Below are 26,248 nucleotides of genomic sequence, written 5' to 3' on the forward strand. Positions count from 1 at the left end.
CGCGCTAAAAAAATACAAGGAAACCCGCATGTCCATGATAGAAGTTGCCGTCTGCGGCGCGCATATGCAAGGCCTGCCACTCAACCCGCAACTGCTGGCATTGCAAGCCATTTTTGTGCGCGCCACCCATACCTCGGCCGACTACAAACTCTACCACCTGGCCGGCTTTCACCCACCGCGCCCCGGCCTGATCAGAGTCAATACAGGCGGCAGCGCAATCGCCCTGGAGGTTTGGCAGCTGCCGCTGGAGAACTACGGCAAACTGGTTGCCAGCGTCCCGGCCCCGCTGGGCTTTGGCACCCTTACGCTGCAAGATGGCCAACAAGTGGCTGGCTTTTTGTGTGAAGCATACGTCAGTGCAACTGCGACTGATATCTCGGTCTTTGGCGGCTGGCGGGCTTATCTGCAAGCACAAACACTGCAAGCCTACTAAAATATGGGCTAGCGTTTCTGGTCACCAGACCACGCAAGCCTGCAATCAGGACAAATTAACCTTCAAACAGTTTTTGGCCAATATACTCCCCTGGATAAACGCCTGGAGGACAGGCAAACAATCCACTCCCAACATGCGTCGTGAATTGATTGAGCATGTCTATCTGGGCCATTTTTGCAAAGATTTTTGTAAATCCGGTGCTTGGATCGCGTTGATAGCATTGAAAAAGCAACCCTGCGTCAAAGGTGGTCAATTGTCGCCATGGTGGCCACCGTTCAGCAATCTTTGCAATGCCGTTATCGTAATTAAATGCCCGTCTCAGAATTTCCGCACCGCCATTATTCTCTGGGGCTGACATAGCCGCATGCGAATTCTCGGTGATCACAGGATTGCCCTGACGATCAACGCGCGCTAAGTCTAGAGGATCAAACTCATGTTTTTTGCCAAGCGGCGCCCCTGAATCTTTCTTCCTGCCTATCGTTTCCTCCTGAAAAGAGACCTTCATATCGTCCCAATGCTCAAGAGAAATACGGATAGGTCGAATCACCATGTACGAACCACCACGCATCCAAGCGGGGCCTTCTTCTCCGACCCAAACAAATTTATTCATGGCATTGCCATCTTTGGGATCAATATTGATCGTGCCATCTTTAAAACCCATTTGGTTTCTTGGCGTCTGATTTTTAAATTCCCCATTAAACCCCATTTGTGCCCATCGCATCTCTGCGATACCGGTAGCAAGTTTTGCCAATCTACGTACGGCATATTCGACAACCTGAGGATCATCCGCACATGCCTGGATAGACAAATCCCCCCCGGTGCGTTCTGGAATGAGTTGGTCGCCGGTAAACCTTGGCAAGTCTTGTAATGCATCTGGGCAAAATTTAGCCAGACCAAATCGGTCTACCCCTTCCTTTTCAAACAGCGTTCGTCCAAATCCGAATGTCATGGTCAGCCTAGAGGCTGGCAATCCTACCGTGGCCCCGGATTCAACATGGGGTTGATCCAAATCGGCTTGCGGATCAAAACTGGCAGATTTGGCCGTTATTATCGCCGAGTGCTCAGTCCATAACTTCAAGAGTTTGATCAAATCATCTCTTGCTGTAGACACCATATCAAAAGCAATAAAATAGGTGAATTTCTGGATGGGTGTTGCAATGCCAGCTTGATGGACACCATAAAATGGCTCTATCCCAAAGCTAGACAGACGACGCTCGTCCTTGCCAAGTTTTTTTGCCCACGTATTAAGGGGCAGCGCGGCTGTGGCAAGCAGAGAATAGCCAAGAAAACGTCTGCGATTTAAGTACTGATCAGTCATGGAGTTGCTATTCTTAAAGAGTTAATGTCATCTTCTACGTAATACAGCGCTTTACCGTCAGGACTCAGTGCCAGGCCAAATAAATTACCGTTGCCGGGTGGAGACTGTGCCTGATTGGAGTTCATCCAGTGCGCGTAAATTTGCTTTCCCTGGAGCGGGTCAATTTCTACTGATTGCCCATTTTTGCCATTGTTTACGATAAGGTGGCCTTGTTTCGTCATCACCATTGCCAACGGCCAGGATAACAAACCGTCCTTGGTGACTAACCTTCCTTTGCCTGCGCTATCAGTCCTGACACTCGCATTCGAAATGGCCGTAATTTCATTATCCAGTCCATCCGTCACATACAGGGTGTCGTCATCACCCAGGGCCAACCCAGTAGGGCCCAAGAGAAAGTTCGCGATATCGCCTCTTGCTGAAAAGCCATTTGCAATAACGGTTTCTTGCATAATCATCGGCGGTTGCCCTTCTGGAATGTCTAGCTCTAATCGCAGAAGAATTGCTTGATTCACAATGGGAGGATACTTTGTATTCGGATCAATGGTATAAGGCGAAGTCACCCCGAAACCGGCCATGCTCACAAATAAGATGACTTTATTTCCGTGGTCTATGGTAACCATGTTGCCCCATGGCGCATTGATATTCGGCCCACTCCAGGTACCTACATGTTTTCCATGAGCATCGATGACTAAAAGACACCCATCCCCTTTTGTCCGTGTTGTGCCATCCGTGCTGGGAGTACTCCCGACAATCACCCAACCACTTTTTAATACCGTCATTGCGGTCGTCAATCCCACACCACCGGGACAATCAGCAAGCTTTTGCGGCAATTGTGCAAATAGCTTCATTTCCTTGGTGCTTGATCTATAACGCACGATTGTTGTCCCAGTGCCTTGCAGATTGTTGATATTATTAAAGTTATCAACCAGAACATCATCTTTTTCCAAACTGCCGACGGTGGCAGGTACAACCACCACAGCATAAGGATTTAAATCGCCATTATCAGGAATAGTGGGAGCCAGATATCGATGCTTGCTTAAAGTCTCCAACAGTCCTTTAGGCTCCCCTGCCTGTGAATTGAGACTAACAATCGCGAGGATTGCCAACAAAAAGAAACGCATAATCACCTTTGTGAAGAAAAAATTAAATCGAAATATTTGTTCTGATGCCAATCACTAGTTCATCTTTCACTCTTGTACTAGGATGATCTGGCTGAGGGATTCCGCCACCGGGATTAATCACATACTGAATATCAGGTTGTATTTGAATCCAGGGTTTGATTTGATATTGGTAAGTCAACTCGACAAATGTTTCACTCGATCGCACAGGACCAGCCACATTATTTCCATAACTGATGTTATCTCTATCAAGCTGAGTGGCTTGATGACTCACATGCGCATAGCCCAGACCAAGGCCCAGCGTATCATAGGGTCGGTTCCTGAATGGACTGTGGAAAACCGTACCGACGTTTAAACTGTAATCAATCAGGTTACGATCTTTCAGGGGGGTGCCCATTCCGCGGAAAAACCAGTTCACTGTCCGATCAGGATAGCTATCATCACGCCACAATATCTGATCCAGAACACCATAGACGGCGCCATTTCCTTTATGTTCAGCGGCAATGCCATTGCTGGATGGATTGGCAAGTGACATGCCATTGACATCAAATCGCTGGTCAGAAAAACTGGTAGCGTCATACCAAACCCCGAGCCTAAGCTTCCAACCGAGAGGATTGGGATTATCAGGCTCTATCATGGCCCCCAAGGAAGGGTAAGTATATTGCACCTCTGCAATCGCTAAAGGACCATTGCCTAACGGGAATCCCAAACCATGGTTATTCAGCCATTGCGTATGGCTACTATCGCCCGACTTTAATGGCAAGCCATTAAAAATACCGGCATAAATATTAATACTGTTAATGGGACCCGGTCTCGCATACACACGAACGCCCAGTGCAGATAAAGGATATGCAGGCCCCCCATCCGGCATATCAGCAGAGGGAAGCATTGGCCAGCCAAACATGGTATTCACGAAATACAAGGCATTGGTACTGACCATAAACTCCTGATCGAGACTCTGCAGACCAATCTTGATATCCATACGATTTTCATCTAAAAATCTTTGCAGATACCACATCTCCCATAACCGGGTCGCCCGATTGGTTTCAATTCCGCTTGCAGTTTGCAATGTTTGTAAGTTACTAGCACTTAAGTTATTACCATGGATATTTAGAAAACTCATATTAAAGAGTCCGCCATAATGACCAAATGCACGTTGCGTATCCATCTGCATCAACACTTGGGTTAAACCATCATACTTGAACCCTTTGGCAGTCCCCCCTGAGGTATTGCCCAAATACTCGCTCGTTTCCAGAATGGCGAGCGAAATCCCTTTTTGGGAAAGCTTTTTTCTAAATCCCCATAAGTCACCTAACAAATTACCACTTCTATTAATCCCGCTCATAAACCCAAAAAAGCCTGTCGATGGGGTATTCATTTCGTCATCATCACTGGATGGAATGACAATTCTCGGAGGAACGGCATACGCATCCAGTGAAATAAAAATGTTTGCGGATAGAAGAAGAGTGACTAGCAGTCTGGAGACACGTTTAGAGGTAAGCAAACTCATATACAAACCTAAATAAGAATAATTACTATTATCGTTATTTGGTTTGAGATACTCAATAGCGTTTTCCTTACATCAAGCTTTCATCGACATTGAGATTACTGTCGAAAAAGGCAGGCAACTCCATGATTTTATTATTTATATTCTAGTTAACTATTTTGAAAAAAGGCGGCGCATGACCAGCTGTCTCGCTGAGAATCTGAGGTGCAAGATTGAGATGTCAGCCTAAGTTAATATAAAGCAGAGTCTATCCAGGTAATTTGCGCACCGCTTTTTTTTGCAACCTCATCCAGTTGCGCGATCTCCTGTGCGCACCGTTGACACCGAGTAAGCTTGAAGCCCAATCCGGCCTTCAAGATGCGGATTAACTGTGTGGTGGGCTGATGATCAAAGCGCATGGCATGGGCCTTTCATAAGCGCGTGCATAAACATAAGCAGTATCCGTCGTATCGCCAGTTGGCCGCATACGGAGACACCAACGTCAGCAATCCCGCCTAAGCGGGATTGTTGCGGTCAGCATTGCTTAAATGCCTGACTCATTTTTCATGGCAATTGCAGGCAGACTGCGTTTTCTGCTGGGCCGAGTTGCAGGCTTCCATCGCTTTTTTTGCACTTTCTTTGGCTTCTGAAACATTATTTTTATGATAGCTCTCTGATGCATTCAGATGATGTTTGGCGGCCGCTTCATGATCCGTCGCTGCTTGTTGATGTAATCCACTGGCTTGATTGGAAATTGACATGGCGTAAATCCTTTATGTGGTCGATCTGTGTCTGGCCGTTGGACATTCAACAACCAGTCTTTGCAGTCTACCGGGCACGCAAGGGGCTGTTTGTTCGCTAGCCAACACGGTCTTGCTTATTCAGTCGTGACCCCGTCAAAGGGCAGCTTAGAGACATCTGCATACACGCGCAGAGGACAGACGGAGCCCTCTTGATGACTGGGTGGCGAGTAGAGGCTGTGTAGTTTCAAGTCCAGTTTGCCCGTATTGATCAGGTGATGATGGCCCCCGGCTGGCACCATCATCGCATATCCTTGTTCCACTGCTGTGGTGGCGCCATGGATGATGATGTGTCCCACCCCTTTTTTCCACGCGTAAAAACTGGTCTTGCATCTATACTTCAAAGCCGGTTTGAGTGAGACGAGAAGCAACTGGCTACACTGTCCTGTGTATACCACCCGCCTGAAATGTGTATTCATCAAATTGGCTTGTTGAAGATTCTGGATATATCCATGCATCACGGCTTCCTAAGCGCGGCGTTATGCCACAGAGGGTGAGCAAGAGCTCGCCGAACTGGCCCACTTCAGGAGGCAGATCACGAACAGGTGGCCTTTACCAGTTGAAAGACCAGGTCATGCGGTTCAATGGTGTTTGATCTCCTGTACCGACTGGGCAAACGCATTGATTTGCTGATTGGCCTCTTGCTTGTTGATGCCGTAAATTTGCTGCAGTTTTTCTACGAGAATCTCCCGCTTGCCCGCAATGTCATAAATATTGTCCTGGGTCAGGCGCCCCCATTTGTCGAGAATCACCGTTTCCAGCGCCTTCCAGTCCGCTTGTATCTCGCTCCATTCCATACTCGCTCCTTGCTGTTTTTAGGTTGAAATGACCAGGGCATTTTCAATCTCCCGGACCCCTGCAATCTGCCTGCAAATGGCGGAAGCCTTTTCGCTCACGGCCAGGGAGCCCGCATAGCCGGTGAGCCTGACCACGCCAGCCAGCGTTTCCACATGGATCTCTACGCCCATCATAAGCGCTTCCTGGCTGAGGGCATCGTTAATACTTGCCGTAATCTGCGCATCGGAGAGTTGATTGCGCGCACCCGGCATTTCTGACGGCGCAGCATATTCAGGGACATCCAGTGGGGTCTTTGTTGACGAATGACGCTCTTCTGCCGTGGGCGCAGGTGTAGACCCAGGCGGGCTGCAAGCAGCCAGCGTCAGGCAAAGGGCGGCCAGCTGCAGGCTGCCCGGCCAAGCAATTGTGGCTGTCCACGCCAGGCGCAACAAAGCAACCTTCATGAGGAAACCAGCTTCAAGTCACAATAATCTTGCGCTGCCAGATGCATCACCGCGGCGACCATCGCCGTTTCCTGCGAAGAGTAGGTGATGACGCAGAGTTGGATAGGCTTGTTGCCGATCAATCGCCATAGCCATGCATAGATGCGTGCAGGTAACCTGACGACCGGTGTTTGCATAACTTGCGCATCGCCCATCCTGGCCCCGGCAATGGCCCCCACCAGCATGCCAATAATCACCCCAGAAGCCAGCCATCTCATGCTAGAGAGGCCTTCGTCAGCAACACGCAGAGGCTGAGCCAGGAGCATCACGCCCAGCTCTGCCAGGCTGGCTAACAAGATGCCAGCAACGGCCCCAATGCAGGCCATGACCAACACTCGTTGAGCGACCTCACTGCCATCCTCGGCCTGGTCTAGGTCAACGCTGCGGGCAAGCCGTCTGCTGATGGAAATCTGTAATGCGGGGACACCGGCGTTAATCAATGCCGCCCTGACCAAGTGTGCCTGCGAAAGCTGTTCAAAGACGCCGGAAATCTGGTGACGATAGAATGGCATGGGCCGCCTTGATCCACAAAAAAGTGAGAGGAGAGCATCATCGGCGCTTGGCAAATGTGGGTCTGTTCGCTACCGCACCCGCGCATGCCCCTGCGGCCAGGCGGCGTCCTCTCAGGCAAAAAAGGCATCGCGGCGATGCGTGCGCCATCGAACAGAGTCCGTTTTTTGTTTACGTGAAGATGTGCCCAGAGCGATGACCCTCATTGCTCTGTTACCTCACCTTTTAAGGAGCGCACCATGCAATCGAAGATGAAACACGTTTTGATCGGACTCGCATTCACCGGCACGGTTGGACAAGCTTACGCCACCCCACTGCTAGTGAATCTTCCCACGGCAGAGGTGGAGATTGTGGCCTCGGGCTTTGGCGGCACCTTGCTGGATAGTGCCACGACCTTGATTAGCAACGCCAGCTACAATGGCACGGCGCGCACGGCAGTGTATAGCACGGCGACTGGCCTCGACTTTTATTATCAGTTTACCAACAATGCCAGCTCACAAAACGGCATCGACAGACTGACGGCGTTTGACTTCCGTAGCCTGGGCGCTCAGGCCGTCAATGTGTACCAGACTGCTGTCGGTTTTGATCTATTTAGCAACGGCACGGAAGTCTCCAAGTATGCCGACCGGACCATGGCTGGCGTGATTGGCCTGAACTTTTCCCCGGTGAGTATTGCAGATATTCCACCTGGAACCACCAGCTTTATCCAGATCATTCGTACCAGCGCGACCCACTATCAGCCAGGCAATTTCGGGGTTCTGGACGGGATAGGCTCGAATGCAGCCGGCTTTAGCCCGGCCGCTGCCGTCCCCGAGGCGTCGACCTATGGCATGATGTTGCTCGGATTAGGCTTGCTCGGCATGATTGGGATAAGAAAGATGAAAGGCTAATCTCTCGCGATAAGCACTGCAGGCAAGGATGCTGCAAAAACGCCATTCAACCGGCGTTTTTTTGCATGTTAAATCTGGCAATGTACGCTATCGCACAGAGCGACCCCTGGCTGGCGAGCGACCATCATGGTTCAACCGACGAGGGAAGCCCCAGATGAAAACCGACGTGCAATTACAAGAAGATGTGATGAAAGAACTGCAATGGGAGCCTTCGGTCAATGCGGCGAACATCGGCGTGGAAGTGCAGGACGGCATCGTTACCCTGTCAGGCCATGTGGATACCTTTGCTCAGAAATGGGGCGCTGAAAACGCGGCGCAACGGGTCCCTGGCGTCAAGGCGCTGGCCATCGAGATAGCAGTCAAGTTGTCATACGGCGCCGAGCGTCCTGATGCGGATATCGCCCGGTCGGTGAATCATGTGTTGCGCTGGTCCAACGATTTGCATAATAACTCCGTGCAAGTCATGGTCGAGGGTGGCTGGATTACCCTGACCGGCTTTGTGGAATGGCCCTATCAGAAAAAGAATCTCGGCTACGCCATTTGCAATTTGATGGGCGTCACCGGGCTCAGCAATCACTTGAAGATCGAGCCCAGAGTCAAGGTGGAAGCCGTTAAAAATGACATAGAGCAGGTGTTAAAACGCCGAGCCATCGCGAGCGTCAAACATGTCTCGATTAAGGTCAACGGCGCCGAAGTGGTGCTGACTGGCCATGTGGGCAGCTGGCAAGAGCGCGAAGTCATTAACCACTCGGCCTGGAATACGCCAGGGGTTCAGAATGTGATCAATGAGATCAAGGTTGCCTAGTCGCTTTAAGGATGCCATGCCGCAGTCTATGCAACAGTTACTGCTGATCAAGCACAGCAAGCTCGCCTATCAACTGGATTTTGCGGTGTATTTTTTGCTGATAGCCGGCATCACAGCTTACCTGATTGCCTCCCCGGCAAACCTGTCCACGTTTTCGATGCTGCTTTGCATCTTGCTCGGCAGCCTGAGCTGGACGCTGATTGAGTACCTGTTGCATCGCTGGGTGCTGCATCAGTGGCCACCGTTCTCGGCTTGGCATGCCGAGCACCATCGGCAGCCAGATGCATTGATTTGCACGGCCACTGTGGTGAGTCTGGGCACGATTGCCCTCACCGTCTATTTGCCGCTGTACTGGGGTGTCTCGCCGGCAGTCGCCATCTGCTTTACCCTGGGTTTGTTAATCGGCTACCTCGCTTACGCCGTGACCCATCATGCCATTCATCACTGGCCCCATCCAGGCATGCCATGGCTCAAAACCCGGCAAAGGATACATCGGCGGCATCATCGCTTCCCTGAGCACGGTTTTGGCGTGACCACAACCGTTTGGGATCATGTGCTGGGAACAAGCGCCCCGCCCGCAGCCGGCAAACGTATCAGGCCATCCATACGTTAGTCCACGTCGCGCCCTGAACAGGCGCAACCTCCCTCACCCCTCAGGCAGGCAACATGGCAGGGAGCGAGGCGGCATTGGCGGTCATATACGCTCGGGTGAGTGGCTGCCGGGCATGATCAACGGTGCGATGCCCGACCAGTATCTGGTAAATTCCCAAATGACCGTTTTCAAACGAAAGCCGGCTTGCCGTCATATAGGCCAGCCAAATCCGAAAAGTGGCCTCACTCACATATTTGAGCGCCTGGTCGTGCTGGCTGGCCAGTTGTGAAATCCAATGCTGCAAGGTCAGGGCATAATGTCTGCGCATAGACTCCACGTCCAGAATTTCAAATTGCGCCAACTCCATTTGCCGCTGGATATTGCTGACCGTGTCTAACTGACCATCAGGAAACACATAGCGGTTGACAAAGGTATGCCCCAGATTATCCGGCCAGCCCTCAACATCGCTGGTAATGCCATGATTCAGAAATAGCCCGTCCCTGGCCAGCAAACGCTGCACAGTCTGAAAATAGGTGGCCAGATTCTTGATCCCCACATGTTCAAACATGCCGACACTGGCAATTTTGTTGTACTGCGCATGACCGGGGAGATCGCGATAGTCTTGCAGGCGCACCGAAACGCGCCCAGTCAGGCCGTAGATTTCGATCTGTTGCTGCGCATAATCATATTGCTGTTGGCTGAGGGTGATGCCCGTTGCCTTAACGCCATAATGCCTGGCCGCATGCATCACCAGCGCGCCCCAGCCGCAGCCGATGTCCAGCAACTCATCATGGGCGCTTAACTGCAGTTTCCGGCAGATCAACTCCAGCTTGGCGGTTTGCGCACTAGCCAGATCCTGTGCCTCGCTGAGAAAATAGGCGCAGGAATACACCATGGCAGGATCCAGCCACAAGGCATAAAAGCCATTCGAGACATCATAATGAAACTGGATCGACAGCCTGTTTTCATCGCGGCTATGCGTGTGCACCGCTTGTGCAGCAGGTAAGCGACTCAAGGCTAGCGGCCGTAAAGAGACCGGCTTTTTGAGTTGCCGCAGCAGATGATTGAGTAGCGCGCGGCCTTTCAGGCGCCAATGGATGTGCAATCGGCTGAACTGCTCGCGCAAAGCCAGCAAGGCGGCCAGATCGCCTTCAATATCCATCTCGCATTTGAAATATGACTCGGCAAACGTCAGGGGGTCTTTGCGTTTAAGAAACGACTCAAGAATCGCAGGCGTATGAAAAATCAGGGTAAACGGACTGCCATTGACAGGTGCAACCTGTTTGCCCAGGTGTACACGTTGGCCGTCCCATAACTGGATTTGCAAATGGCCATCAAACTGGTCAAAAATGCGCCTTAGCATATTCACCATGGCGGCAGATGGATCTTCAGACCACACCTTAAAGGTGATTAATTTTTTCAAGGTTTTCATCTGCACACTCCACGTACCAAAATCAAAGACAGTCAGTATTTGCTGCCATTGGTGGCATCACGGTCATTCACTTCGGGGTTCTCTGCAGTCGTCCCCAGTGCTTTTTGATTCATCGAGCTATTGTGTGCATCCTTATCCATTTTTTCTAAATTGATCATGCCATTTTTTTGTTTGACCTTGTCAAAACGCTGTTCATGAAACTTCAGGAATTCAGCTTTTGACACCTCGCCATCCTTGTTGTTATCCATGTCTTTGTATTGTGCATGCCCTTCACAGGACTGGGGCATTTTTGACTCTTTCATGGCAGCGAATACGCTTTGACTGGTGGCCAGCAGGAGAAGGGTAATGCAGAACATTAGTTTATTCATGAGGGATCCTTGATGAAGAGAAGACAGAGGCAAGCGCATACTCATGCAGACGTACCGCTTCAATCGAGCCTGAGTGTAGCGCCGACTAAACACCGCCTCTGTGCGTTAGCATACACAGCGCGCTTTGCCATTGCTTATGTACGCTAACGTACATAAGCGTATAGTGAGCTCTTCTATGATGTGCACGCATACTACTCAAAGAGGCCACTATGAACGCCCTGCACACCCCCAAGCAAAATCATTTGCTGGATGCACTACCCGAAGAGGACTACCTGCGCATTGAGGCCATGCTGGAGTATGTCCCCATGCCTTTGGGCCATGCCCTGTATGAGTCTGGCGGGCATTTAAAGCATGTTTACTTTCCCACCACGGCCATCGTCTCGCTGCTCTATGTGTTAGAGAGCGGCGCCTCTGCCGAGATCGCCGTGGTCGGCAATGAAGGCATACTCGGTATTGCCCTGTTCATGGGCGGTGAAACCACGCCAAGCCGAGCCGTCGTACAAAGCGCAGGGTCCGGCTACCGTATGCGTGCCAGCCTGTTAAAGCAGGAATTCAACCGCGCCGGGGTCATGATGCATTTGCTTTTGCGCTACACCCAGGCCTTGATTACCCAAATGGCGCAAACCGCGGTCTGCAATCGGCATCATTCGATTGAACAGCAATTGTGCCGATGGCTATTGCTCAGCCTGGACCGCTTGTCGACCAATGACCTGACGATGACGCAAGAGCTGATTGCCAACATGCTGGGCGTGAGACGCGAGGGGGTGACTGAAGCCGCGGGCAAGCTGCAGCGGGCAGGATTGATTGAGTACGCCAGAGGACACATTCGCGTCCTGGATCGCGCACGGCTGGAAGAAAACGTGTGCGAATGTTATCAGGTCGTCAAAACAGAGTTTGACCGGCTACTCCCGGATATTCACAGGCATCGTCAATAGTCCCCCTATCATGACCTGGGCGCTAAAAAGCCTTACTTCACCCTTTGCGCTGCGTGCGGATTCTCGCCAGTTGATACCACCTTGGCTGGATCACGTGCGCGCCCAGAATGGCCCCACCCAGTCCCATCAATCCCATTCCGGCCAGCATGGTAATCGCAATCACCGTATACCAGTGCGCCTGCATATACCACGTCGGCGAAACCGTCACCCATTGTGGAAAAAACAAGACATAGCCGCCGAGTAGCAAGCCCAGGCCACCGCCATAAAAGGCCCCATGCCAGGCCTCTACCCAAACTTGCGATGTTGCAATGACAGGGGCGGTGTCACCGGCGGAGCGTAAGGTGTGCTGCGCGCCGCCGCTACTGTCTGCAGCATTTAAATACAGCGAGGGCTCGATGTTGGGCGGCGTCGCATCCATGGTAATCAATCCGGGTCTTCTTTTCATGGCAGTCCTTTGAATGGTAGGGTTGTAAAAATCTATCTTATGACACAAGTGCATGATTCTCCTCCGCTGTCATGGCTTGACTGTCTGGCAGCACACAGAGCGCACGCCAAAGATAAAACTAGCACATGTGTGCAAACGAACAGAGGCGCCTCCGCGACACTGCTATGTTGTGGTGATGAAACACCCATCCGTTCGTAATCCACTCCGTAATCAACTGATAGACCCGCTGAATCGCCACTGCCATCATCAATTGCTCAAGCATGGCGAAGTCGTGGAGCTCAGCTCAGGACAACAGTTAAACCAGCCAGGCGAAACGGTCGCTTATGCCTACTTTCCTGCTGGAGGCGTCATCGCCCTGATCATGCAACAGCCGACCGAGAAACCGATTGCGCTCACGCTGGTCGGTGCAGAGGGGATGGTGAGTATTGCCTCGGTGTTGGGGGTGAATATTGTGCCCTATGCCTCACAGGTGCTGATCTCCTGTGAAGCCCTGCGCATCCCCGTGCAACATTTGTATGACCTCAAGCTTAAAAACACCGACTTTTGCAAGGTGCTGGATAGCTATGTGGCGGTTATGCATACCCAGTTTGCCCAAGCCATTGTTTGCCATAGCCTGCACAACGTGCAACAACGCATGGCGAGCCTGTTACTGACTTATAGTGACCGCGTGTCTGCGGCTGACTTTGCCATGACACAAGCCCTGCTGGCCAGCTTGCTGGGGGTCCGTCGCTCGGGGATCAACAAAGCGGCCAGCATGCTACAGCAATTAAGAACACTGCAATACAGTCGCGGCCATATATATATTCTTAACCGGACCGCTTTACTCAAGGTCGCCTGTCCATGTTATGCCAATGACAAACTTGCCTATCTGTCCATGATGAGCAACTAGCCATGATGCGCAGCCAGGCAATAGCGCTGGCCTGTGATGCTTGAAGCGCGGCGCATCACAGGCCAGGTGAATACAATGGGATTCAGCGCTTGACTGCCCAGCCTAACCCAAACCCAATGGCGACAGCGATGCCGGCGATTTGCCAGGGATGCAGGTGTACATACTGGTCTGTCGCCTTGATCGCTGCTTTTGATCCCTCAATCACCCGCGCTTCACTGTCCTGCAAGCTTTGCTTGGCGGTTTCCATAGACTGGCTGACTCGGCGACGAATTTCATCCAGCGCCTCTCCGCCCTGGCTCGCTGTTTCCTGCAATAAAGCCTGCACATCGGCAATGACGGCATGCACATCCTGCGACAATACGCGGGCGGCATCTTCCCCGTTGTTGATGTGAGGGGACTGTTCCAAGCGAATATTCATGTTGTGGATCTCCTGTGATATCAATGCAAGCAGGTCCATCCTGCTCGTCAGTATGGTGCTGGCGCTCAAACCACATGCGCCTGTTGAAGGTGACGCTTATTCAGCCAAGCCGCCCCAGAAGCGTTTTGCTTCCTGGGTCTCGCTGGCTTTGGTGCTTTCAGCTGCCGCCCAGCAAGCCTGTCGTTCTTCACGCAAGATGCCATTACAGGTACTGATCGCCACCGAATAATTGCCGTGAACATGCGCCATGCGTGCGTCGAGGCGACTTTTTGCCGTCGGATGGCTACTGGCTTTGAGCTCGGCAAGGTTGATGGCCCGCTGAGTCTCCGCGGTCACCCTGCAGGTCTCATATGCATGCCAGCGCAAGGTATCGCAGACCTTTAAACTCTCCCGGTATTCAAAAGCCACCGACTGCTGGCGCTTTTTAACTTCACTCGGCGATACGGCCGCCGCGCTGGCGGCGGTAAAAGTAGCCAGACAAACCATGGCTATCGATAAAACAGCATAAACACGCATATGGATTTCCTAAAATAAGCGGCTCACAACAAGACTTTTTTCAAAGTAACTAAGGCTCGGTGCCCGCAGGGCGTTGGCCGCGATTCGGCGCAAGTCCGCTGCCTGGTGCCCAATATAGCGCCATCAGCGCGCCTTGCTCTGTACGCTGGCATACAGAGGAGACCGATCACACGCCCTACACTACGCTGATCGCTCTCACCCCACCGTCCAGAAAGGATGGCAATATGCCTATCGCAAAACCCATGCTCACGATCACCCCGGCCGCCACCGCTGCGGATGCAAACACTGCCGCAATGCGTCCATCCCCTGACGCAGACCAGCCGCCAACAGCAGCCATTAAAAAATATGGGCATACCCATGCAGATATCGATCAACAGATCAGCGATTGGCTAGAAGCACAGCGCCAGCCCAAGCAGCCTTAATTCACCCCGGCGCCGCTGTGATTGCTTTATGATGGAGACTTCGCCGATCATGGGAACGGTTTGCTGAACGCACACGCATGTTGACCCTGAACACCAGTCTCGTCACGCACTTTGCAATCGCCATCGGCATCGGGCTGATCATTGGTGCTGAGCGTGAAAAGCACAGGCAAGGCGCGGCCGAGAAATCGGCACAAGGGATACGTACGTTTACGATGGCGACCCTGCTTGGGGCCGTCACCGCCTTGATTCACTTTTGGCTGTTCGCGCTGGCCATCCTCTGCGTCATGGTGTTTTCAGCGATTGCCTACGCTAGGCAAATCAATGAACATCCGGGCATGACCACAGAAATTGCACTCATGCTGTCTGTGGTGCTCGGCGGCCTTTGCCTCACCGCCCCAGAACTGGCGGCTGCGCTTGCCGTGGTCATCTCCATTTTGCTGGCGACAAAAGAGACCCTGCATGCGTTTGTGTTGGGGATGCTGTCCAAAGAAGAATTAAACGATTTTTTAATTCTGGCAGCGGCGACCGTGGTCATCCTGCCGCTGGTCCCGGACCAGTTTATTGGCCCCTACCATGCCATAAACCCGAGAAATCTCTGGTTGATTGTCATCCTGGTCATGGTGATAGGCGCGCTCAGTCACGTGGTATTAAGGGTGCTTGGATCACGTATCGGACTGCCAGTGATCGGATTGCTGTCTGGCTTCATTTCCAGCATCGCCACCATCACCACCATGGGCGAACGCGCAAAAGAAACACCGTATTTAATGCGCGGCGCCATTGCAGGCGCCCTCTTGTCCAGCCTGGCAACCATTTTACAACTCGTACTCCTGCTGTTTGTCATCAGCCCGAGCACACTGATGGTGCTTGCCTGGCCACTGCTGTTTGGCGCGCTCTCCATCACCGTATATGCGCTCATTATCGGCCTGCGTGCTGGTCATGAACGCAATGTGCCCATCGCCTATACGCCCTATCAAACCTTTAAACCCGGCACCGCCTTCACGCTCGCGGCCGTGATTGCCCTCATGCTCATCCTGGCATCCGCGCTCAAAGACTGGCTGGGCTTAAATGGCCTGTTAGCCGTTTCAGCGATTTCGGGCCTGATAGATGTACACGCGCCGACCATCGCCGTGGCCACGCTGGTCGCCACGGGCAAACTGGCGCACAGTCAGGCCGCGCTCCCTATCCTGCTCGCTTTTTCAGTCAACGCGGCGAGCAAAGTGTTTATGGCATGCATCACCGGGCCCCGGCCATTCTGGCAGGCCGTCAGCCTGGGCGTATTGGCACAGATTATCTTGACCTGGCTGGGATGGTGGTTTTTTATTGCCCATCCATAACTAAAACGCAAGCGCCCAATACAATGGTGTGCCCTTGAATGCGCCATCGCCATCGCAACCTCCCCCGATCATCCAGCCCAGCCGCGCAATTGCCCCTGTGTGGGACAACACACAGAACAACGCTTTTTTGAGTGCAATACTTGCCCTTATTCATGTTGATGGAGTCTCTCATGGCAAGTATTCCTTTATCTGGCGAAGCCGTGCTCACAAACACCCGCCCCCCGCCCTATGACAACATAGACACCTTAGCCAACGCCACCGCAGTTTCCTGGGGAGCGATTCTGGCAGGTGCCGTGGCAGCAGCGACTCTGAGCCTGATGCTGTTTCTGCTAGGCTCAGGCGTGGGCTTTGCTTCGGTCTCGCCCTGGATGCGCAAAGGGATTGATGCTTCAACGTTTGGCCTATCAGCCATTCTCTGGCTCACCGTCACACAACTGCTGGCAGCAATCCTGGGCGGATACCTGGCTGGCCGGCTTCGGGCAAAATGGTTATCTGCACATAAAGATGAAGTGTTTTTCAGGGATACCGCACACGGCTTTCTGGCTTGGGCTGTCGCCACGCTGGTCATCGCCACCCTGCTCACTTCCATCGTCGGGACAGAGGTCAACTCGGGCGTACAGGCCAACGCTCACGTGGCAAACGGTGTGGCAAATCGCGCCGCAAAGATGGGTGCAAGACAGGCCCAAGCTTCACCGACCGAAAGCGCTGACCATGGGCAGATGGCCTATCTGATCGGCTCGCTGTTTAGACCAGACACCCCTCAACCTCAACCCACCCCTGAGGCTGTCGAAGCCGGACAATACAGACCGACAACGCCGCCGCCTATGGCTGAAGCAATCCCCATTTTTAACCACGCGATGCTGGCCGATGTGCTGCCCGCTCAAGACAAAAGCTATCTTGGTTTATTGATTTCACAACAGACCGGCCTAGCCACAGCAGAGGCCGAATCACGGGTGCAGGCGCTGTTTGCCAGCATGCAGACCAGCAAAAAAGCAGCGGCCATCAAGACAAAAGAAACGGCTGAGCAAGCCCGTAAAGCCACGGTCTATATCAGCTTGTGGCTGTTTGCCTCTTTACTCATAGGCGCATTCTCAGCCAGTTTGGCTGCGGCCTGTGGTGGCCGCTACCGGGATGCATAACTCTGTGACTGTTTTGCCCCCCATACTCATTGACTCAGGAAGACATCATGCGCTCATTACTTCTATTCTTTTTAGGCATTCCCATTCCAATCATTATCTTGATTGCCCTATTCGTACATTAAGTCGCCAAACGCATCTTTCTTTGCAGCAAGCCCCCGACCACAGATCAGCATTTTACAGATCACCATTTAAGGACATACACGATGCAAACCAAGCCAGATCAATCCAGCCAGAAAGCGTCTACGTCAAAAGCCATGGAGGCCACTGCCATGCTCAAGGCTGACCATCAACTGATCAGCAAACTGTTCAAGGACTATGAAAAAGCCGAGACCAAAGCCGCCAAGAAAAAAATTGTCAGCCAGATTTGCCTGGAGCTCAGTATCCACGCCCAGATAGAAGAAGAAATCTTTTATCCTGGGGTGAAGGCGGTGCTCAAAGATAAGACCCTGATCCCAGAAGCCATTGTGGAACATGCCACCTTAAAATCGCTGATCGCCCAGGTAGAAGGCGTAGAGCCAGACGGGGAAATGTTTGACGCCAAAATCAAGGTACTGGATGAGTATGTCAGCCACCATGTCAAAGAAGAACAAGACGAGATGTTTCCCGAAGCCAAGGCCTCCAATCTGGACATGGTTGCGCTGGGGGAAAAGATGCATGCAAGAAAACAAGCGTTGCTGGCTGAGCAGGCTTAAACCGGATCACTGCGCTGCGCTGCGTGGCGCATGTGATTGGCCGATACGATTACCTTTCACGACCGGCCTGCCATAAAGACAAGGTATTTCTGAGTGGAGGATCAACCGGCCTGGCCCCATGCGCATCTGCGTATCCGAACAATCCGGTGGGGCAATGCCGATCATCATCCCAGCCAGGATAGTCAACAATGGGATACAGGCATAGCCCATCCACCGGGATGCCCACTTTTTGCGCGCTGCAGACTTCTCGACAGATGTAATCTATCCAGCCTGACCGGTCTTGACCTTCTGCGCCCGTTTCTGCAATCAACAAGGTACGCCCATATCGTAAATAGACTTCGGCAAGCATGTCGAATACCGAGCGGTAAGCAGACGCGTTGGGAGAGATCTTGCCGCCCCCCAAGAACCATTGATTGGTACTGTAATAGTTAAGCCCGACCATATCCAGATATTTGGGATCCCCTCCCAGGCCCGGCCAAGACTCGCCGATCAGCATATCCAGGGCTTCAAATTGAGAGAGGCGATAAGCTTCAGCCTGTGCTTTTTCTCCGGGACAATCTACTCTGGGCAGCACATGAATCAGCGGCTCAGCGGTGATAAACCGCGCGCGCGGGTCAACCTCGCGAATCGCCTCAATCGCCGCAATGGTGGCACGCACTAACTGATGCTTGAGCTCCAGGCCACGGCCCCTTGCAAGCGGGTTAAAAAATGCGACCTCGCCCCCCGCCCAAGACCAGAAGGAGATTTCATTGATGGGGCAGTAGATGGGGAACTGATCTGTCTCCCGCATGACAATACGGGCCACCTCTGCCGCAAACTTGGCAAAACGCTGCACAAATTCCGGTTGCCAGATATTCAATCCATCTGGAATGCCATAGTGACAGAGATCCCAAATCACTTGTACCTGAGCGCGGTGTGCAGCTTGGACCATAGGCAAAAAACTGGTCCAGTCATAGCAGCCGGATGACGCTTCGATCAAATGCCAGCGGAGTCCATCGCGTACTGACGGCAGGCCATGCACCTTCAATGCACGATAATCTGCATATGCCCATTGGTCGTGTCTGGTTGACTGAATGAGGTCTAGCCTGCGCCCATCCGCCCTGCGATGGCTTGAGCATTCAAAACCTGCCATAAAAAAACTATTGAAATTTTTAGAGGGCAGCAATGCAATGCCCTGCTATTCGTACACAGTGTCAAGGACTGCGCTAGCCTGCTCTGACGCTAACAACCGCTGATAGGTGGCCAGGGCCTGCCCGACCACCTGATCCATATTGTAGTACTTGTAAGTGGCCAGACGACCGACAAACGTGACATCGGGCGTGGCGTCTGCCAGCGCCTGGTATTGCTTGTATAACTCGGCATTTTGCGGCCGCGGGATGGGGTAATAAGGATCGCCCTCCGCTTGCGGAATCTCATACGTTAATGCTGTTTTATGATGGATTTGGCCAGTGAGGTATTTGTATTCCGTAATCCGCGTATGCTCAATAGCTTCATCCGGGTAGTTGACCACTGCGACAGACTGGAACTGTGGCTGATCCAGTGTGACATGGCGAAACTTCAGGGAGCGATAAGGTAACTTACCAAAACAATAATCAAAATATTCATCAATCGGTCCGGTAAAAATCAAATGTCCGAATTTGACTCGGCCTCTTACCTCCCGGTAGTCCACATTTAGCAGCACCTTGATATTGGCATGCGCAAGGATGTTGTTGAACATGCTGGTATATCCGTGCAAGGGCATCTGTTGATGCGCATCAAGAAAATATCGGTCGTCATGATTGGTTCTTGTCGGCACCCGCGACGTCACAGACTTATCCAGCTCAGAAGGATCCAGTCCCCATTGTTTTTTGGTATATCCGCGGAAAAACTTTTCATACAAGGCCCTTCCGATCTGATTCACGACCACATCTTCTGAGGTTTTAATCTCAGCAACGTGCTCCGCCTGCTCGGCCAGAAAGGCCTCAGCCTGCGCATCATTCAGGTCCAGATGGTAGAGTTTATTAATCGTGGTTAAATTAATGGGGATAGGCAGCAGTTGACCATCTACATCGGCCAAGACCCTATGCTCATAGGGAAGCCACTCGGTGAATCGGGATAAATAATCCAGGATCCGTTGAGAGTTAGTATGAAAAATATGCGGGCCATACTGATGAATCAGAATGCCTTCTTGATTGTAATAATCAAAAGCATTGCCAGCGATGTGCGGCCGCCGATCAATAATCAGGACCCGTTTATTCAGGTCAGCCGCCAGTCTTTCCGCCAATACACTACCGGCAAAGCCAGCGCCGACAATCAGATAATCGAACTCAAATTGGGCCATGGCCTATACACTCAGTGGGATCACGGCGGAGTCATGTACCACCCGCGAGACCGCAGTCATCGCTGCATTCGGCTGTAGTTTTTGTTCCATCAGCGTATTCATTTTTTGCCATGTTTTATCCCAGGACATGCCATACAATATCTGGTCTGCTTTGGCTGAGACGACTGAGGGCGTTTGCATCATTTTAAGCGCCGTTTCAATCGCAGCAACAAAGGTTTTGCTATCCTCGGCTATCAATACCAGCTCGCTTTTTACATACATTCTGACCACATCCCGGATCGCCGTGGACACAACCGGACGGCCACCCGCCAAATACTCAGGCGTCTTGGTCGGGCTGATATACTGCGTTGACCGATTGATGGCAAAAGGCATAAAAGCCACATCCCAACCGCTCAAGTACATCGGCAAGGCATCATATGTTTTGGGGCCCAGATAGTGGATATTGGGCAACCTGGGGAGGCTTTGCGGATCGATCTTCAACACCGGCCCAACCATGATCATCTGCCAGTCAGGACGGGCAGTCGCAATCGCCCGAATGAGATCAAGGTCTATGCGCTCATCAATCACGCCGTAAAAACCAATTTTCGGCCCGGGGAGATTGATCTGATCAGGCGGTTGCGGGTTTGCTTGCCTGGCCACGCCAAAATGGGCGATGTCCACACTACTCGGAATCGGATACACATGCGGGTGCTGTCTGGATTTAGACTCATACAGGCTATATCCGCCGGTAAAAACGATATCGACTTTCTTGAACAGCGCACGTTCATAATCTATTAATTGCGGCGGCGCTGCTGCAAACGCTGACAATTCGTCCATGCAATCATAGATGACCATGGATGCATTGATATGGCTGGTATAAGCCAGGCTCATCGGTGTGTAATACCACAGAATAGGATTGGCATCCGCGATCATTAAATACCGGTCAAGCAAGCCTCTCAGCAACGCGGTGCCTTTGGGCTTGCCGATATGCTGGGCGGGCAAATGTGGAATAAGCAGCCGAACGCCCTCCGGGGTAAGAATCACTTCCAGCCAGGTCGTTTTGCCTTCACTCGGAACGGGTTCCTCAAAAAACAATACCTGAAAGTTTTTTGCAAAGCGGCTCATTAAATGCTGTGGTCGCTGGTAAACAAAATTCCAGCGCAAGTGAGATAAACATAGTAATGTCGGCTTGTCTGGATCAGGTAAAGTGAGCATGGACTGTCTGCCTTTTTCCAAAGGAAACTTGTAGCTCGTAGTTTGAGAAGGCAGACGACTCATGGACCGCTCCTTGGTAATGTTGAGTGTTAGGATTCTGTTTACAGCTTAATCATGAAACCCGTTGAAGGGCATCAGCTGTTTCATCATTCACTCGTAGGAAAATCTGAGGGAGATAGCGGCCTGCGTTTAAGGCCAGATAACAATCAGAAGCGCTGTGGTATCGCGCTCCGATTGCCATCAAGCGCCTCTTTAAAAAACACAGAGGCCGATAGACAACACTGCGCCCAACAGAGATGACTCCGCTAGGCTAGGTAATACATCGAACTGTTAAGGCTTTTGGTTGCCGCTCTTGGACGCGTGATTTTTATTGTCCTTAGATGCAGAACCTGAATGGTTGTCCTGGTTTTTACTACTCGGATTGGCTGGCTTCTCATGCTGCTCACCTGCGCTGCGCGTTGGTGAGTCCTTTTTGCTACTTTTGTTTGTATCCATGATCAATACTCCTTAGGCTCCCAGACACACTGCACACTGCTTAGAACAGTCAAGGAAGATTTAAAATCAGTTGAAGCAATGTGCGTTGAGCTTAAGGTCAATCCCCACCTGAAAATATCCGTACTTCTCTGATTGGCTTGTGAGACTTTCATCCAGCATGAATAGGCGATACAACACGATTTGAGACTTCAGAATGGGGCGCTGAGCGATGGAGCTCGCAATAAACCGGGTTGACATACTGCGCGAGGAGATAATGCCTCTGTAGTCATCAACCACTATTCACACAACACTCAAGGCGCGCTCGATGCGCACACTTAAGCCAGGCATGTGTTATTCGATATACTGATTTTTGTCGGTACTTTGGCAGACGCTATTACGCCATTCTTTTGACAAGTGGCGTCGATTGCCAGGATAGTGATCTTCAAGGCCACTGATCTCCAGAATACGATCTACGAGAAAGATTCTAAATGCCTGATGTAACTCACACCACGCGGCAATGGACCACCGCGAATCGACGAACCCTAAAATAAGCGGCCAGATCACATACGCCAAAGTGTCACCCGTTTTGTTGATATAGGCCACTTTGAGTTTTTTTTGCTCGCGCATGGCATAACGCACTACGCCTGAATCAAAATCTACGACAAATGGTCTTTCGCCGACATAAAGCATGTCATCCTCCATGAATAGTTTCATGTCCGCAGGAATGACTGCTCCAATCTTTGCCAGTGCATTTTGAGCCCCAAGCGCGAGCGCTTGATCTGTTTGTTGACTCACCCATTGCGCGCCTGCGACCAAAGCTTGCAATTCGTCTTCATTGAATGTCATCGGTGGCAGCAAAAATCCAGGCTTTAACATGTACCCTACGCCTGCTGCGCCATCAATTTTGGCACCCATGGCCTGCAACGTTGCAATATCACGGCGAATCGTTCTCAACGAGACATTGGTTTCTTGCGCCAGCATTGCGCCGGAAACACTCCCGCGATGTCGACGCAACACTTGCATCAGTTCGTTGAGGCGATGGCTACGAGACATTGTTACTCCATGGCAATAACACCTTTGCCCCCTATTTTGAGTCCACCCTCAATTTCACTCATCAGATTTGCACCATCAATGAGCGATACGATTCTGCCAATCGGTAATTGGAGCTTTCCGAGTGCCGCCGCTTTTGCGACCTTGCCCAAAGTATACTCGCTCGGACTGCCTACCAGCACCTGATAGTTTTTAGAGAAAATCGCCCGCAGGAATTTCATTGGTTTCGGGTCAAGATCAAGAAATACACCATTTTTCTTGAGTAGCTTCATCCCTGTGCTTGCGGAAATGGTTGTTGAGGTATCGTAGACAATATCGAACTTTTGCGTCAGGGCATGCAAATCCACTTTTCGATAGTCGTAGACATGGGCTAATCCCATTTTTTGCATTTTTTCCATGTCTTCACGGCGGCAGCTGCCAGAGACGATGGCCCCCAGCATCTGCGCGATCTGAATCGTTGCTATCCCAACAGCCCCGGCACAACCGTTCACAAATACATGTTGACCAGCCCTCAGGCGGGATTTTTCTACCAACCCTCTCCACGCCATAATGCCAGGCGTCGCCAAACAGGCTGCATCCTCAAACGAGACTGTATCCGGTTTGTGTGTCACAAAGGACTCATTGGTGACTAGCATCTCGCCGAACGCGCCGGCCTGTTTCAGTCTTGCCATGCCAAACACATGGTCGCCTGGAGCAAAGCGTGTCACCCCTCTACCAGTTGAAATCACCGTCCCCGAGAAGTCCAAACCCATTGCCCGTGGGAAGGTGTTTCCGGTCAGGATTTTCATCGTGCCATTGCGTAACTTCCAGTCGATGGGGTTGATTGCAGCATATTTCACCTTCACAAGCAGCTGGCCCTTGCCGGGAGCTTCCACTTCAAACTCCTCCAGGCGCATCATACTTGCCCCGCCATATTGATGGTACTGAATGCGCTTCATGCGGACACGCTTTGTTTCTGGATAGTTATACACTTCTTCATATTCATTTCGATGGAGTATTGAAATGCTTACTATAAACAGTGCACATGCCAGATTTTGTCACCATCTTCAACATATTTAGCCAATAAATAAAGCCCATTGCTTAGGCAATGGGCTTTAAGCCTGAAAATGTAATGTCACATTTTCAGGCTGAGGTTTGACTTAATTTGCCTGCAAGTATTGGGATATGGTCTTTTTTAAATCCTCTGGATTATCCACGCTGAGGAAATGCCCAGAACCTGTGATGGTCTCAAGCGTTGCGTTTGGTACTTTCTTCCAAGTCAAATATCTTTCGGCTTGTCTTGACCAGTCATTTTCTCCGTATATCAGCATTACAGGGCTTTTGATCTTATGATATTGATCAGTGGCCTGCGCCCAACTGCGCCAGTTTTTTAATATGTTCCTGCCAAGAAAACTGTAGCCCGGCCGATGTCCTGTTTTATCAAACATTGTCATTAACCAGGTTGGGATTTTTTTGATTTTTGTGACGCCGCCATTCATCACCAGGCTCAAGAAAAATCGATTCTCAAGTGCAGCAAAAATCGCCCCATTGATGGGAATTGAGTAATTCCACATCATAAAGTTGGCAATAACGTTGCCACGCCGGATGCCATCTGCGTAACGCGTTTCATAATCGTATGTATTGACCGCAATCACCTGCTTAATCTTATCTGGGATTTGTGCAGCGACCGTGAGAGACAGTGTCGCGCCAATAGACTCACCAATTAAGGTGAGATTGGTCAAATTCAGCTGATCAATTAAATCAAGCACAGAGGCTCTCAAATAGGGCTCGTCGTAGTTGATTTTCTTATTGATGGACGATTGACCGTGGCCAGGCAAATCGATGGCATAGACGGTAAATTTGCTCGCATAAAATGGAATCATCTCGCTAAACAACTCAATTTGCGTTCTGATCGTATGCATTAAAAGCAGCGGTTCTCCACTCCCTGTTTTAATGACTCGAACCGTTTCTCCATCTTTAAGCGTGACAAAAAATTCCTCTCCGTTAAATTTAAGATCTGTTGGTGCATCACTCATTTCATTCTCCCTTATCAAATTAATTAGTACTTATCATTTCGAGTGAAGTGATATTTAAGTGATCACCCCCCAGGTTTGATCCATCATGCTCAACCGTTAAAACGTTTAAAAATGACAGATGCATTAACCCCGCCAAATCCAAACCCATTCGAAAGGGCATATTCAAGATGTCGATGAATGGGAGCTTGTGTCGTAATCGCCAGCCCAGTTGCCCGCGCATCTGGCGCGTACAAATTGATTGTGGGTGGGCAACACTGCGCTTCAATTGCTTTAATGGTAAAAATGGCTTCTAGACCGCCCGCTGCGCCCAGCAAATGTCCAGTGGAAGACTTTGTGGCACTGATCACAGGTTGGGCATGACGCTGACCAAACACAGTTCTGATGGCTGCCAGTTCACTTGCATCTCCCATGGGGGTAGACGTGGCATGCGCATTGATATGGTCAACGGCCTCGGGAGATATGTGTGCTTGATTAAGGGCAATCATCATTGCCCTGGCAGCACCGGAACCCTCCTCGGGGCTGGAGGTGATATGGTAGGCGTCAGAAGTGGTTCCATATCCCACTAATTCAGCAAGCGGTTTTGCACCTCTCGCCATGGCGTGTTCATAGGACTCAATCACCAAAATACCAGCCCCCTCTGCCATCACAAACCCATCACGATGTGTGTCAAACGGTCTTGAGGCTGACTCAGGGCTTGCAGCGTATCTTGTACTCAGTGCTTTTGCGGCTGCAAACCCACCGAGGCTGACTTTATCAATACAAGCTTCTGTCCCTCCACAGATTGCGATATCGGCTTCATTGGCATGAATCATCCTGGCCGCATCGCCAATCGCTTGTACGCCTGCTGCACAGGCGGTAACCGGAGCACCGAGTGGTCCTTGGAATTGGTGTTTAAGTGCTATCTGCGCAGCCGCCAAATTGACCAAAAATGATGGAATCGTAAATGGCGAGAGCTTACCCACACCCACTGCTTCGCCTGTGCGGACTGCATGTGCAATGGCTGGGAAACCACCCACCCCTGAAGCGACAATGGTGGCAGTGCGTTGTTTTTGAATCTCAGTCATCGGTAGCCACTGGGCTTGCTGAATGGCCTCGTTAGCGGCAATCAGAGCAAATTGAATAAATCTGTCAGAGCGTCTTAACTCTTTTGCATCGAGATATTCAGACAAATTGAGCCCCATGCTCGGATCAAGTTCTGATGGCTTAACCCAACCGGCGATGTTGACTGGACTGCCTTCTGCCAACGCATCAGGGAGCGCAGAGATCCCAGACTTTCCCTCCAACAAATGTTTCCATGCCAAGTCAACGCCTGTTCCAAGCGGACTGACTGCGCCCATCCCAGTAATCACAATACGTTTCATCATAAATTTCCC

The 26,248-nt window shown here is 51.3% G+C and carries 31 protein-coding genes; 10 read left to right on the plus strand and 21 right to left on the minus strand.

The window, feature by feature from the left end:
• Positions 1 to 28 precede the first annotated feature (28 nt).
• The gene (locus tag ACT53C_RS00070) at positions 29 to 433 is read left to right on the plus strand and encodes an allophanate hydrolase-related protein (protein ID WP_476144226.1); all 405 of its coding nucleotides are present in this window, start codon (positions 29 to 31) and stop codon (positions 431 to 433) included.
• Between the two features lie 55 nt (positions 434 to 488).
• Here ACT53C_RS00070 and ACT53C_RS00075 read toward each other — a convergent pair whose 3' ends face one another.
• From ACT53C_RS00075 to ACT53C_RS00110, 8 genes are all read right to left on the minus strand, one after another.
• A complete protein-coding gene (locus ACT53C_RS00075) occupies positions 489 to 1,751 on the minus strand; it encodes a Dyp-type peroxidase (protein ID WP_476144227.1) in 1,263 nt (420 codons plus the stop codon).
• Positions 1,748 to 2,923, minus strand: coding sequence for an NHL repeat-containing protein (locus tag ACT53C_RS00080; RefSeq protein ID WP_476144228.1), 1,176 nt, complete (start codon positions 2,921 to 2,923; stop codon positions 1,748 to 1,750). Before ACT53C_RS00080 ends, ACT53C_RS00075 begins: the two co-directional genes overlap by 4 nt.
• A complete protein-coding gene (locus ACT53C_RS00085; RefSeq protein ID WP_476144229.1) occupies positions 2,895 to 4,379 on the minus strand; it encodes a carbohydrate porin in 1,485 nt (494 codons plus the stop codon). The genes ACT53C_RS00080 and ACT53C_RS00085 overlap by 29 nt, the downstream gene beginning before the upstream one ends.
• 533 nt (positions 4,380 to 4,912) lie before the next feature.
• On the minus strand, positions 4,913 to 5,116 hold the full coding sequence (locus tag ACT53C_RS00090; protein ID WP_194748552.1) for a hypothetical protein: 204 nt from the start codon (positions 5,114 to 5,116) through the stop codon (positions 4,913 to 4,915).
• A 116-nt stretch (positions 5,117 to 5,232) separates the two neighbouring features.
• On the minus strand, positions 5,233 to 5,613 hold the full coding sequence (locus tag ACT53C_RS00095) for a cupin domain-containing protein (protein ID WP_476144230.1): 381 nt from the start codon (positions 5,611 to 5,613) through the stop codon (positions 5,233 to 5,235).
• Between the two features lie 123 nt (positions 5,614 to 5,736).
• Positions 5,737 to 5,952, minus strand: a complete 216-nt coding sequence (locus tag ACT53C_RS00100; protein WP_313986874.1) for a CsbD family protein — start codon at positions 5,950 to 5,952, stop codon at positions 5,737 to 5,739.
• 18 nt (positions 5,953 to 5,970) lie between these two features.
• Positions 5,971 to 6,396, minus strand: coding sequence for a BON domain-containing protein (locus ACT53C_RS00105; protein WP_476144231.1), 426 nt, complete (start codon positions 6,394 to 6,396; stop codon positions 5,971 to 5,973).
• Entirely contained in the window at positions 6,393 to 6,947 is a 555-nt protein-coding gene (locus ACT53C_RS00110) for a hypothetical protein (protein ID WP_313986880.1), read from the minus strand. Before ACT53C_RS00110 ends, ACT53C_RS00105 begins: the two co-directional genes overlap by 4 nt.
• A 237-nt stretch (positions 6,948 to 7,184) precedes the next feature.
• Between ACT53C_RS00110 and ACT53C_RS00115 the strand changes: the two genes are divergently transcribed.
• The 3 genes from ACT53C_RS00115 (at position 7,185) to ACT53C_RS00125 (ending at position 9,253) form a co-directional block, all read left to right on the plus strand.
• Positions 7,185 to 7,835 (plus strand): PEP-CTERM sorting domain-containing protein, encoded by a 651-nt coding sequence (locus ACT53C_RS00115; RefSeq protein ID WP_476144232.1) that lies wholly within the window; start codon positions 7,185 to 7,187, stop codon positions 7,833 to 7,835.
• A gap of 154 nt (positions 7,836 to 7,989) precedes the next feature.
• Positions 7,990 to 8,640, plus strand: coding sequence for a BON domain-containing protein (locus ACT53C_RS00120; protein WP_313986886.1), 651 nt, complete (start codon positions 7,990 to 7,992; stop codon positions 8,638 to 8,640).
• A 28-nt stretch (positions 8,641 to 8,668) separates the two neighbouring features.
• Complete coding sequence (locus ACT53C_RS00125; protein WP_476144233.1) at positions 8,669 to 9,253, plus strand: sterol desaturase family protein; 585 nt, start codon at positions 8,669 to 8,671, stop codon at positions 9,251 to 9,253.
• Between the two features lie 40 nt (positions 9,254 to 9,293).
• On the opposite strand, the gene ACT53C_RS00130 is transcribed toward ACT53C_RS00125, so the two are convergent.
• Positions 9,294 to 10,664: a class I SAM-dependent methyltransferase gene (locus ACT53C_RS00130; RefSeq protein WP_476144234.1), complete on the minus strand. Its 1,371-nt coding sequence runs from the start codon at positions 10,662 to 10,664 to the stop codon at positions 9,294 to 9,296.
• Positions 10,665 to 10,696: 32 nt separating this feature from the next.
• Positions 10,697 to 11,032: a hypothetical protein gene (locus ACT53C_RS00135; RefSeq protein WP_476144235.1), complete on the minus strand. Its 336-nt coding sequence runs from the start codon at positions 11,030 to 11,032 to the stop codon at positions 10,697 to 10,699.
• 209 nt (positions 11,033 to 11,241) lie between these two features.
• Here ACT53C_RS00135 and ACT53C_RS00140 point away from each other — a divergent pair, with 209 nt between their 5' ends.
• Positions 11,242 to 11,967: a Crp/Fnr family transcriptional regulator gene (locus ACT53C_RS00140; protein WP_476144236.1), complete on the plus strand. Its 726-nt coding sequence runs from the start codon at positions 11,242 to 11,244 to the stop codon at positions 11,965 to 11,967.
• Positions 11,968 to 12,004: 37 nt separating this feature from the next.
• Here ACT53C_RS00140 and ACT53C_RS00145 read toward each other — a convergent pair whose 3' ends face one another.
• A complete protein-coding gene (locus ACT53C_RS00145; protein WP_476144237.1) occupies positions 12,005 to 12,412 on the minus strand; it encodes a hypothetical protein in 408 nt (135 codons plus the stop codon).
• 175 nt (positions 12,413 to 12,587) lie between these two features.
• Here ACT53C_RS00145 and ACT53C_RS00150 point away from each other — a divergent pair, with 175 nt between their 5' ends.
• Positions 12,588 to 13,301 carry a Crp/Fnr family transcriptional regulator gene (locus ACT53C_RS00150; RefSeq protein WP_476144238.1) on the plus strand — a complete coding sequence of 238 codons (714 nt, stop codon included), beginning with the start codon at positions 12,588 to 12,590 and terminating at the stop codon, positions 13,299 to 13,301.
• Between the two features lie 82 nt (positions 13,302 to 13,383).
• Here ACT53C_RS00150 and ACT53C_RS00155 read toward each other — a convergent pair whose 3' ends face one another.
• Positions 13,384 to 13,719 carry an ElaB/YgaM/YqjD family protein gene (locus ACT53C_RS00155; RefSeq protein ID WP_313986906.1) on the minus strand — a complete coding sequence of 112 codons (336 nt, stop codon included), beginning with the start codon at positions 13,717 to 13,719 and terminating at the stop codon, positions 13,384 to 13,386.
• A gap of 96 nt (positions 13,720 to 13,815) precedes the next feature.
• Entirely contained in the window at positions 13,816 to 14,235 is a 420-nt protein-coding gene (locus ACT53C_RS00160) for a hypothetical protein (RefSeq protein WP_476144239.1), read from the minus strand.
• A gap of 224 nt (positions 14,236 to 14,459) precedes the next feature.
• On the opposite strand from ACT53C_RS00160, the gene ACT53C_RS00165 reads away from it, so the two are divergent.
• The 4 genes from ACT53C_RS00165 (at position 14,460) to ACT53C_RS00180 (ending at position 17,822) form a co-directional block, all read left to right on the plus strand.
• Positions 14,460 to 14,657 carry a hypothetical protein gene (locus tag ACT53C_RS00165; RefSeq protein WP_476144240.1) on the plus strand — a complete coding sequence of 66 codons (198 nt, stop codon included), beginning with the start codon at positions 14,460 to 14,462 and terminating at the stop codon, positions 14,655 to 14,657.
• 77 nt (positions 14,658 to 14,734) lie between these two features.
• Positions 14,735 to 15,991, plus strand: a complete 1,257-nt coding sequence (locus tag ACT53C_RS00170; RefSeq protein WP_476144242.1) for an MgtC/SapB family protein — start codon at positions 14,735 to 14,737, stop codon at positions 15,989 to 15,991.
• A gap of 170 nt (positions 15,992 to 16,161) precedes the next feature.
• The gene (locus tag ACT53C_RS00175) at positions 16,162 to 17,130 is read left to right on the plus strand and encodes a hypothetical protein (RefSeq protein ID WP_476144243.1); all 969 of its coding nucleotides are present in this window, start codon (positions 16,162 to 16,164) and stop codon (positions 17,128 to 17,130) included.
• Positions 17,131 to 17,333: 203 nt separating this feature from the next.
• On the plus strand, positions 17,334 to 17,822 hold the full coding sequence (locus ACT53C_RS00180) for a hemerythrin domain-containing protein (RefSeq protein WP_476144244.1): 489 nt from the start codon (positions 17,334 to 17,336) through the stop codon (positions 17,820 to 17,822).
• A 49-nt stretch (positions 17,823 to 17,871) separates the two neighbouring features.
• Here ACT53C_RS00180 and ACT53C_RS00185 read toward each other — a convergent pair whose 3' ends face one another.
• From ACT53C_RS00185 to fabF, 8 genes are all read right to left on the minus strand, one after another.
• Positions 17,872 to 18,954: a glycoside hydrolase family 1 protein gene (locus ACT53C_RS00185; protein WP_476144245.1), complete on the minus strand. Its 1,083-nt coding sequence runs from the start codon at positions 18,952 to 18,954 to the stop codon at positions 17,872 to 17,874.
• Positions 18,955 to 18,999: 45 nt separating this feature from the next.
• A complete protein-coding gene (glf, locus tag ACT53C_RS00190; protein WP_476144246.1) occupies positions 19,000 to 20,142 on the minus strand; it encodes a UDP-galactopyranose mutase in 1,143 nt (380 codons plus the stop codon).
• A 3-nt stretch (positions 20,143 to 20,145) separates the two neighbouring features.
• Entirely contained in the window at positions 20,146 to 21,399 is a 1,254-nt protein-coding gene (locus ACT53C_RS00195) for a glycosyltransferase family 1 protein (RefSeq protein WP_476144247.1), read from the minus strand.
• Positions 21,400 to 21,666: 267 nt separating this feature from the next.
• The gene (locus ACT53C_RS00200; RefSeq protein WP_313986928.1) at positions 21,667 to 21,831 is read right to left on the minus strand and encodes a hypothetical protein; all 165 of its coding nucleotides are present in this window, start codon (positions 21,829 to 21,831) and stop codon (positions 21,667 to 21,669) included.
• A 330-nt stretch (positions 21,832 to 22,161) separates the two neighbouring features.
• The gene (locus ACT53C_RS00205; protein WP_476144248.1) at positions 22,162 to 22,863 is read right to left on the minus strand and encodes a helix-turn-helix transcriptional regulator; all 702 of its coding nucleotides are present in this window, start codon (positions 22,861 to 22,863) and stop codon (positions 22,162 to 22,164) included.
• 2 nt (positions 22,864 to 22,865) lie between these two features.
• On the minus strand, positions 22,866 to 23,798 hold the full coding sequence (locus tag ACT53C_RS00210) for an NAD(P)-dependent alcohol dehydrogenase (protein WP_476144249.1): 933 nt from the start codon (positions 23,796 to 23,798) through the stop codon (positions 22,866 to 22,868).
• A gap of 201 nt (positions 23,799 to 23,999) precedes the next feature.
• Entirely contained in the window at positions 24,000 to 24,875 is an 876-nt protein-coding gene (locus ACT53C_RS00215; protein WP_476144250.1) for an alpha/beta fold hydrolase, read from the minus strand.
• Between the two features lie 89 nt (positions 24,876 to 24,964).
• The gene (gene fabF, locus ACT53C_RS00220) at positions 24,965 to 26,239 is read right to left on the minus strand and encodes a beta-ketoacyl-ACP synthase II (protein WP_476144251.1); all 1,275 of its coding nucleotides are present in this window, start codon (positions 26,237 to 26,239) and stop codon (positions 24,965 to 24,967) included.
• Positions 26,240 to 26,248: the final 9 nt, after the last annotated feature.

Source organism: Methylophilus sp. DMC14, assembly GCF_056314085.1.

Excerpts from the sequence above, each read along its gene's own strand:
- ACT53C_RS00070 (WP_476144226.1), top strand. The coding sequence starts at position 29 with ATGTCCATGATAGAAGTTGCCGTCTGCGGCGCGCATATGCAAGGCCTG.
- ACT53C_RS00075 (WP_476144227.1), bottom strand. The coding sequence starts at position 1,751 with ATGACTGATCAGTACTTAAATCGCAGACGTTTTCTTGGCTATTCTCTG.
- ACT53C_RS00085 (WP_476144229.1), bottom strand. The coding sequence starts at position 4,379 with ATGAGTTTGCTTACCTCTAAACGTGTCTCCAGACTGCTAGTCACTCTT.
- ACT53C_RS00090 (WP_194748552.1), bottom strand. The coding sequence starts at position 5,116 with ATGTCAATTTCCAATCAAGCCAGTGGATTACATCAACAAGCAGCGACG.
- ACT53C_RS00095 (WP_476144230.1), bottom strand. The coding sequence starts at position 5,613 with ATGCATGGATATATCCAGAATCTTCAACAAGCCAATTTGATGAATACA.
- ACT53C_RS00100 (WP_313986874.1), bottom strand. The coding sequence starts at position 5,952 with ATGGAATGGAGCGAGATACAAGCGGACTGGAAGGCGCTGGAAACGGTG.
- ACT53C_RS00105 (WP_476144231.1), bottom strand. The coding sequence starts at position 6,396 with ATGAAGGTTGCTTTGTTGCGCCTGGCGTGGACAGCCACAATTGCTTGG.
- ACT53C_RS00110 (WP_313986880.1), bottom strand. The coding sequence starts at position 6,947 with ATGCCATTCTATCGTCACCAGATTTCCGGCGTCTTTGAACAGCTTTCG.
- ACT53C_RS00115 (WP_476144232.1), top strand. The coding sequence starts at position 7,185 with ATGCAATCGAAGATGAAACACGTTTTGATCGGACTCGCATTCACCGGC.
- ACT53C_RS00120 (WP_313986886.1), top strand. The coding sequence starts at position 7,990 with ATGAAAACCGACGTGCAATTACAAGAAGATGTGATGAAAGAACTGCAA.
- ACT53C_RS00125 (WP_476144233.1), top strand. The coding sequence starts at position 8,669 with ATGCAACAGTTACTGCTGATCAAGCACAGCAAGCTCGCCTATCAACTG.
- ACT53C_RS00130 (WP_476144234.1), bottom strand. The coding sequence starts at position 10,664 with ATGAAAACCTTGAAAAAATTAATCACCTTTAAGGTGTGGTCTGAAGAT.
- ACT53C_RS00135 (WP_476144235.1), bottom strand. The coding sequence starts at position 11,032 with ATGAATAAACTAATGTTCTGCATTACCCTTCTCCTGCTGGCCACCAGT.
- ACT53C_RS00140 (WP_476144236.1), top strand. The coding sequence starts at position 11,242 with ATGAACGCCCTGCACACCCCCAAGCAAAATCATTTGCTGGATGCACTA.
- ACT53C_RS00145 (WP_476144237.1), bottom strand. The coding sequence starts at position 12,412 with ATGAAAAGAAGACCCGGATTGATTACCATGGATGCGACGCCGCCCAAC.
- ACT53C_RS00150 (WP_476144238.1), top strand. The coding sequence starts at position 12,588 with ATGAAACACCCATCCGTTCGTAATCCACTCCGTAATCAACTGATAGAC.
- ACT53C_RS00155 (WP_313986906.1), bottom strand. The coding sequence starts at position 13,719 with ATGAATATTCGCTTGGAACAGTCCCCTCACATCAACAACGGGGAAGAT.
- ACT53C_RS00160 (WP_476144239.1), bottom strand. The coding sequence starts at position 14,235 with ATGCGTGTTTATGCTGTTTTATCGATAGCCATGGTTTGTCTGGCTACT.
- ACT53C_RS00165 (WP_476144240.1), top strand. The coding sequence starts at position 14,460 with ATGCCTATCGCAAAACCCATGCTCACGATCACCCCGGCCGCCACCGCT.
- ACT53C_RS00170 (WP_476144242.1), top strand. The coding sequence starts at position 14,735 with ATGTTGACCCTGAACACCAGTCTCGTCACGCACTTTGCAATCGCCATC.
- ACT53C_RS00175 (WP_476144243.1), top strand. The coding sequence starts at position 16,162 with ATGGCAAGTATTCCTTTATCTGGCGAAGCCGTGCTCACAAACACCCGC.
- ACT53C_RS00180 (WP_476144244.1), top strand. The coding sequence starts at position 17,334 with ATGCAAACCAAGCCAGATCAATCCAGCCAGAAAGCGTCTACGTCAAAA.
- ACT53C_RS00185 (WP_476144245.1), bottom strand. The coding sequence starts at position 18,954 with ATGGCAGGTTTTGAATGCTCAAGCCATCGCAGGGCGGATGGGCGCAGG.
- glf (WP_476144246.1), bottom strand. The coding sequence starts at position 20,142 with ATGGCCCAATTTGAGTTCGATTATCTGATTGTCGGCGCTGGCTTTGCC.
- ACT53C_RS00195 (WP_476144247.1), bottom strand. The coding sequence starts at position 21,399 with ATGAGTCGTCTGCCTTCTCAAACTACGAGCTACAAGTTTCCTTTGGAA.
- ACT53C_RS00200 (WP_313986928.1), bottom strand. The coding sequence starts at position 21,831 with ATGGATACAAACAAAAGTAGCAAAAAGGACTCACCAACGCGCAGCGCA.
- ACT53C_RS00205 (WP_476144248.1), bottom strand. The coding sequence starts at position 22,863 with ATGTCTCGTAGCCATCGCCTCAACGAACTGATGCAAGTGTTGCGTCGA.
- ACT53C_RS00210 (WP_476144249.1), bottom strand. The coding sequence starts at position 23,798 with ATGAAGCGCATTCAGTACCATCAATATGGCGGGGCAAGTATGATGCGC.
- ACT53C_RS00215 (WP_476144250.1), bottom strand. The coding sequence starts at position 24,875 with ATGAGTGATGCACCAACAGATCTTAAATTTAACGGAGAGGAATTTTTT.
- fabF (WP_476144251.1), bottom strand. The coding sequence starts at position 26,239 with ATGATGAAACGTATTGTGATTACTGGGATGGGCGCAGTCAGTCCGCTT.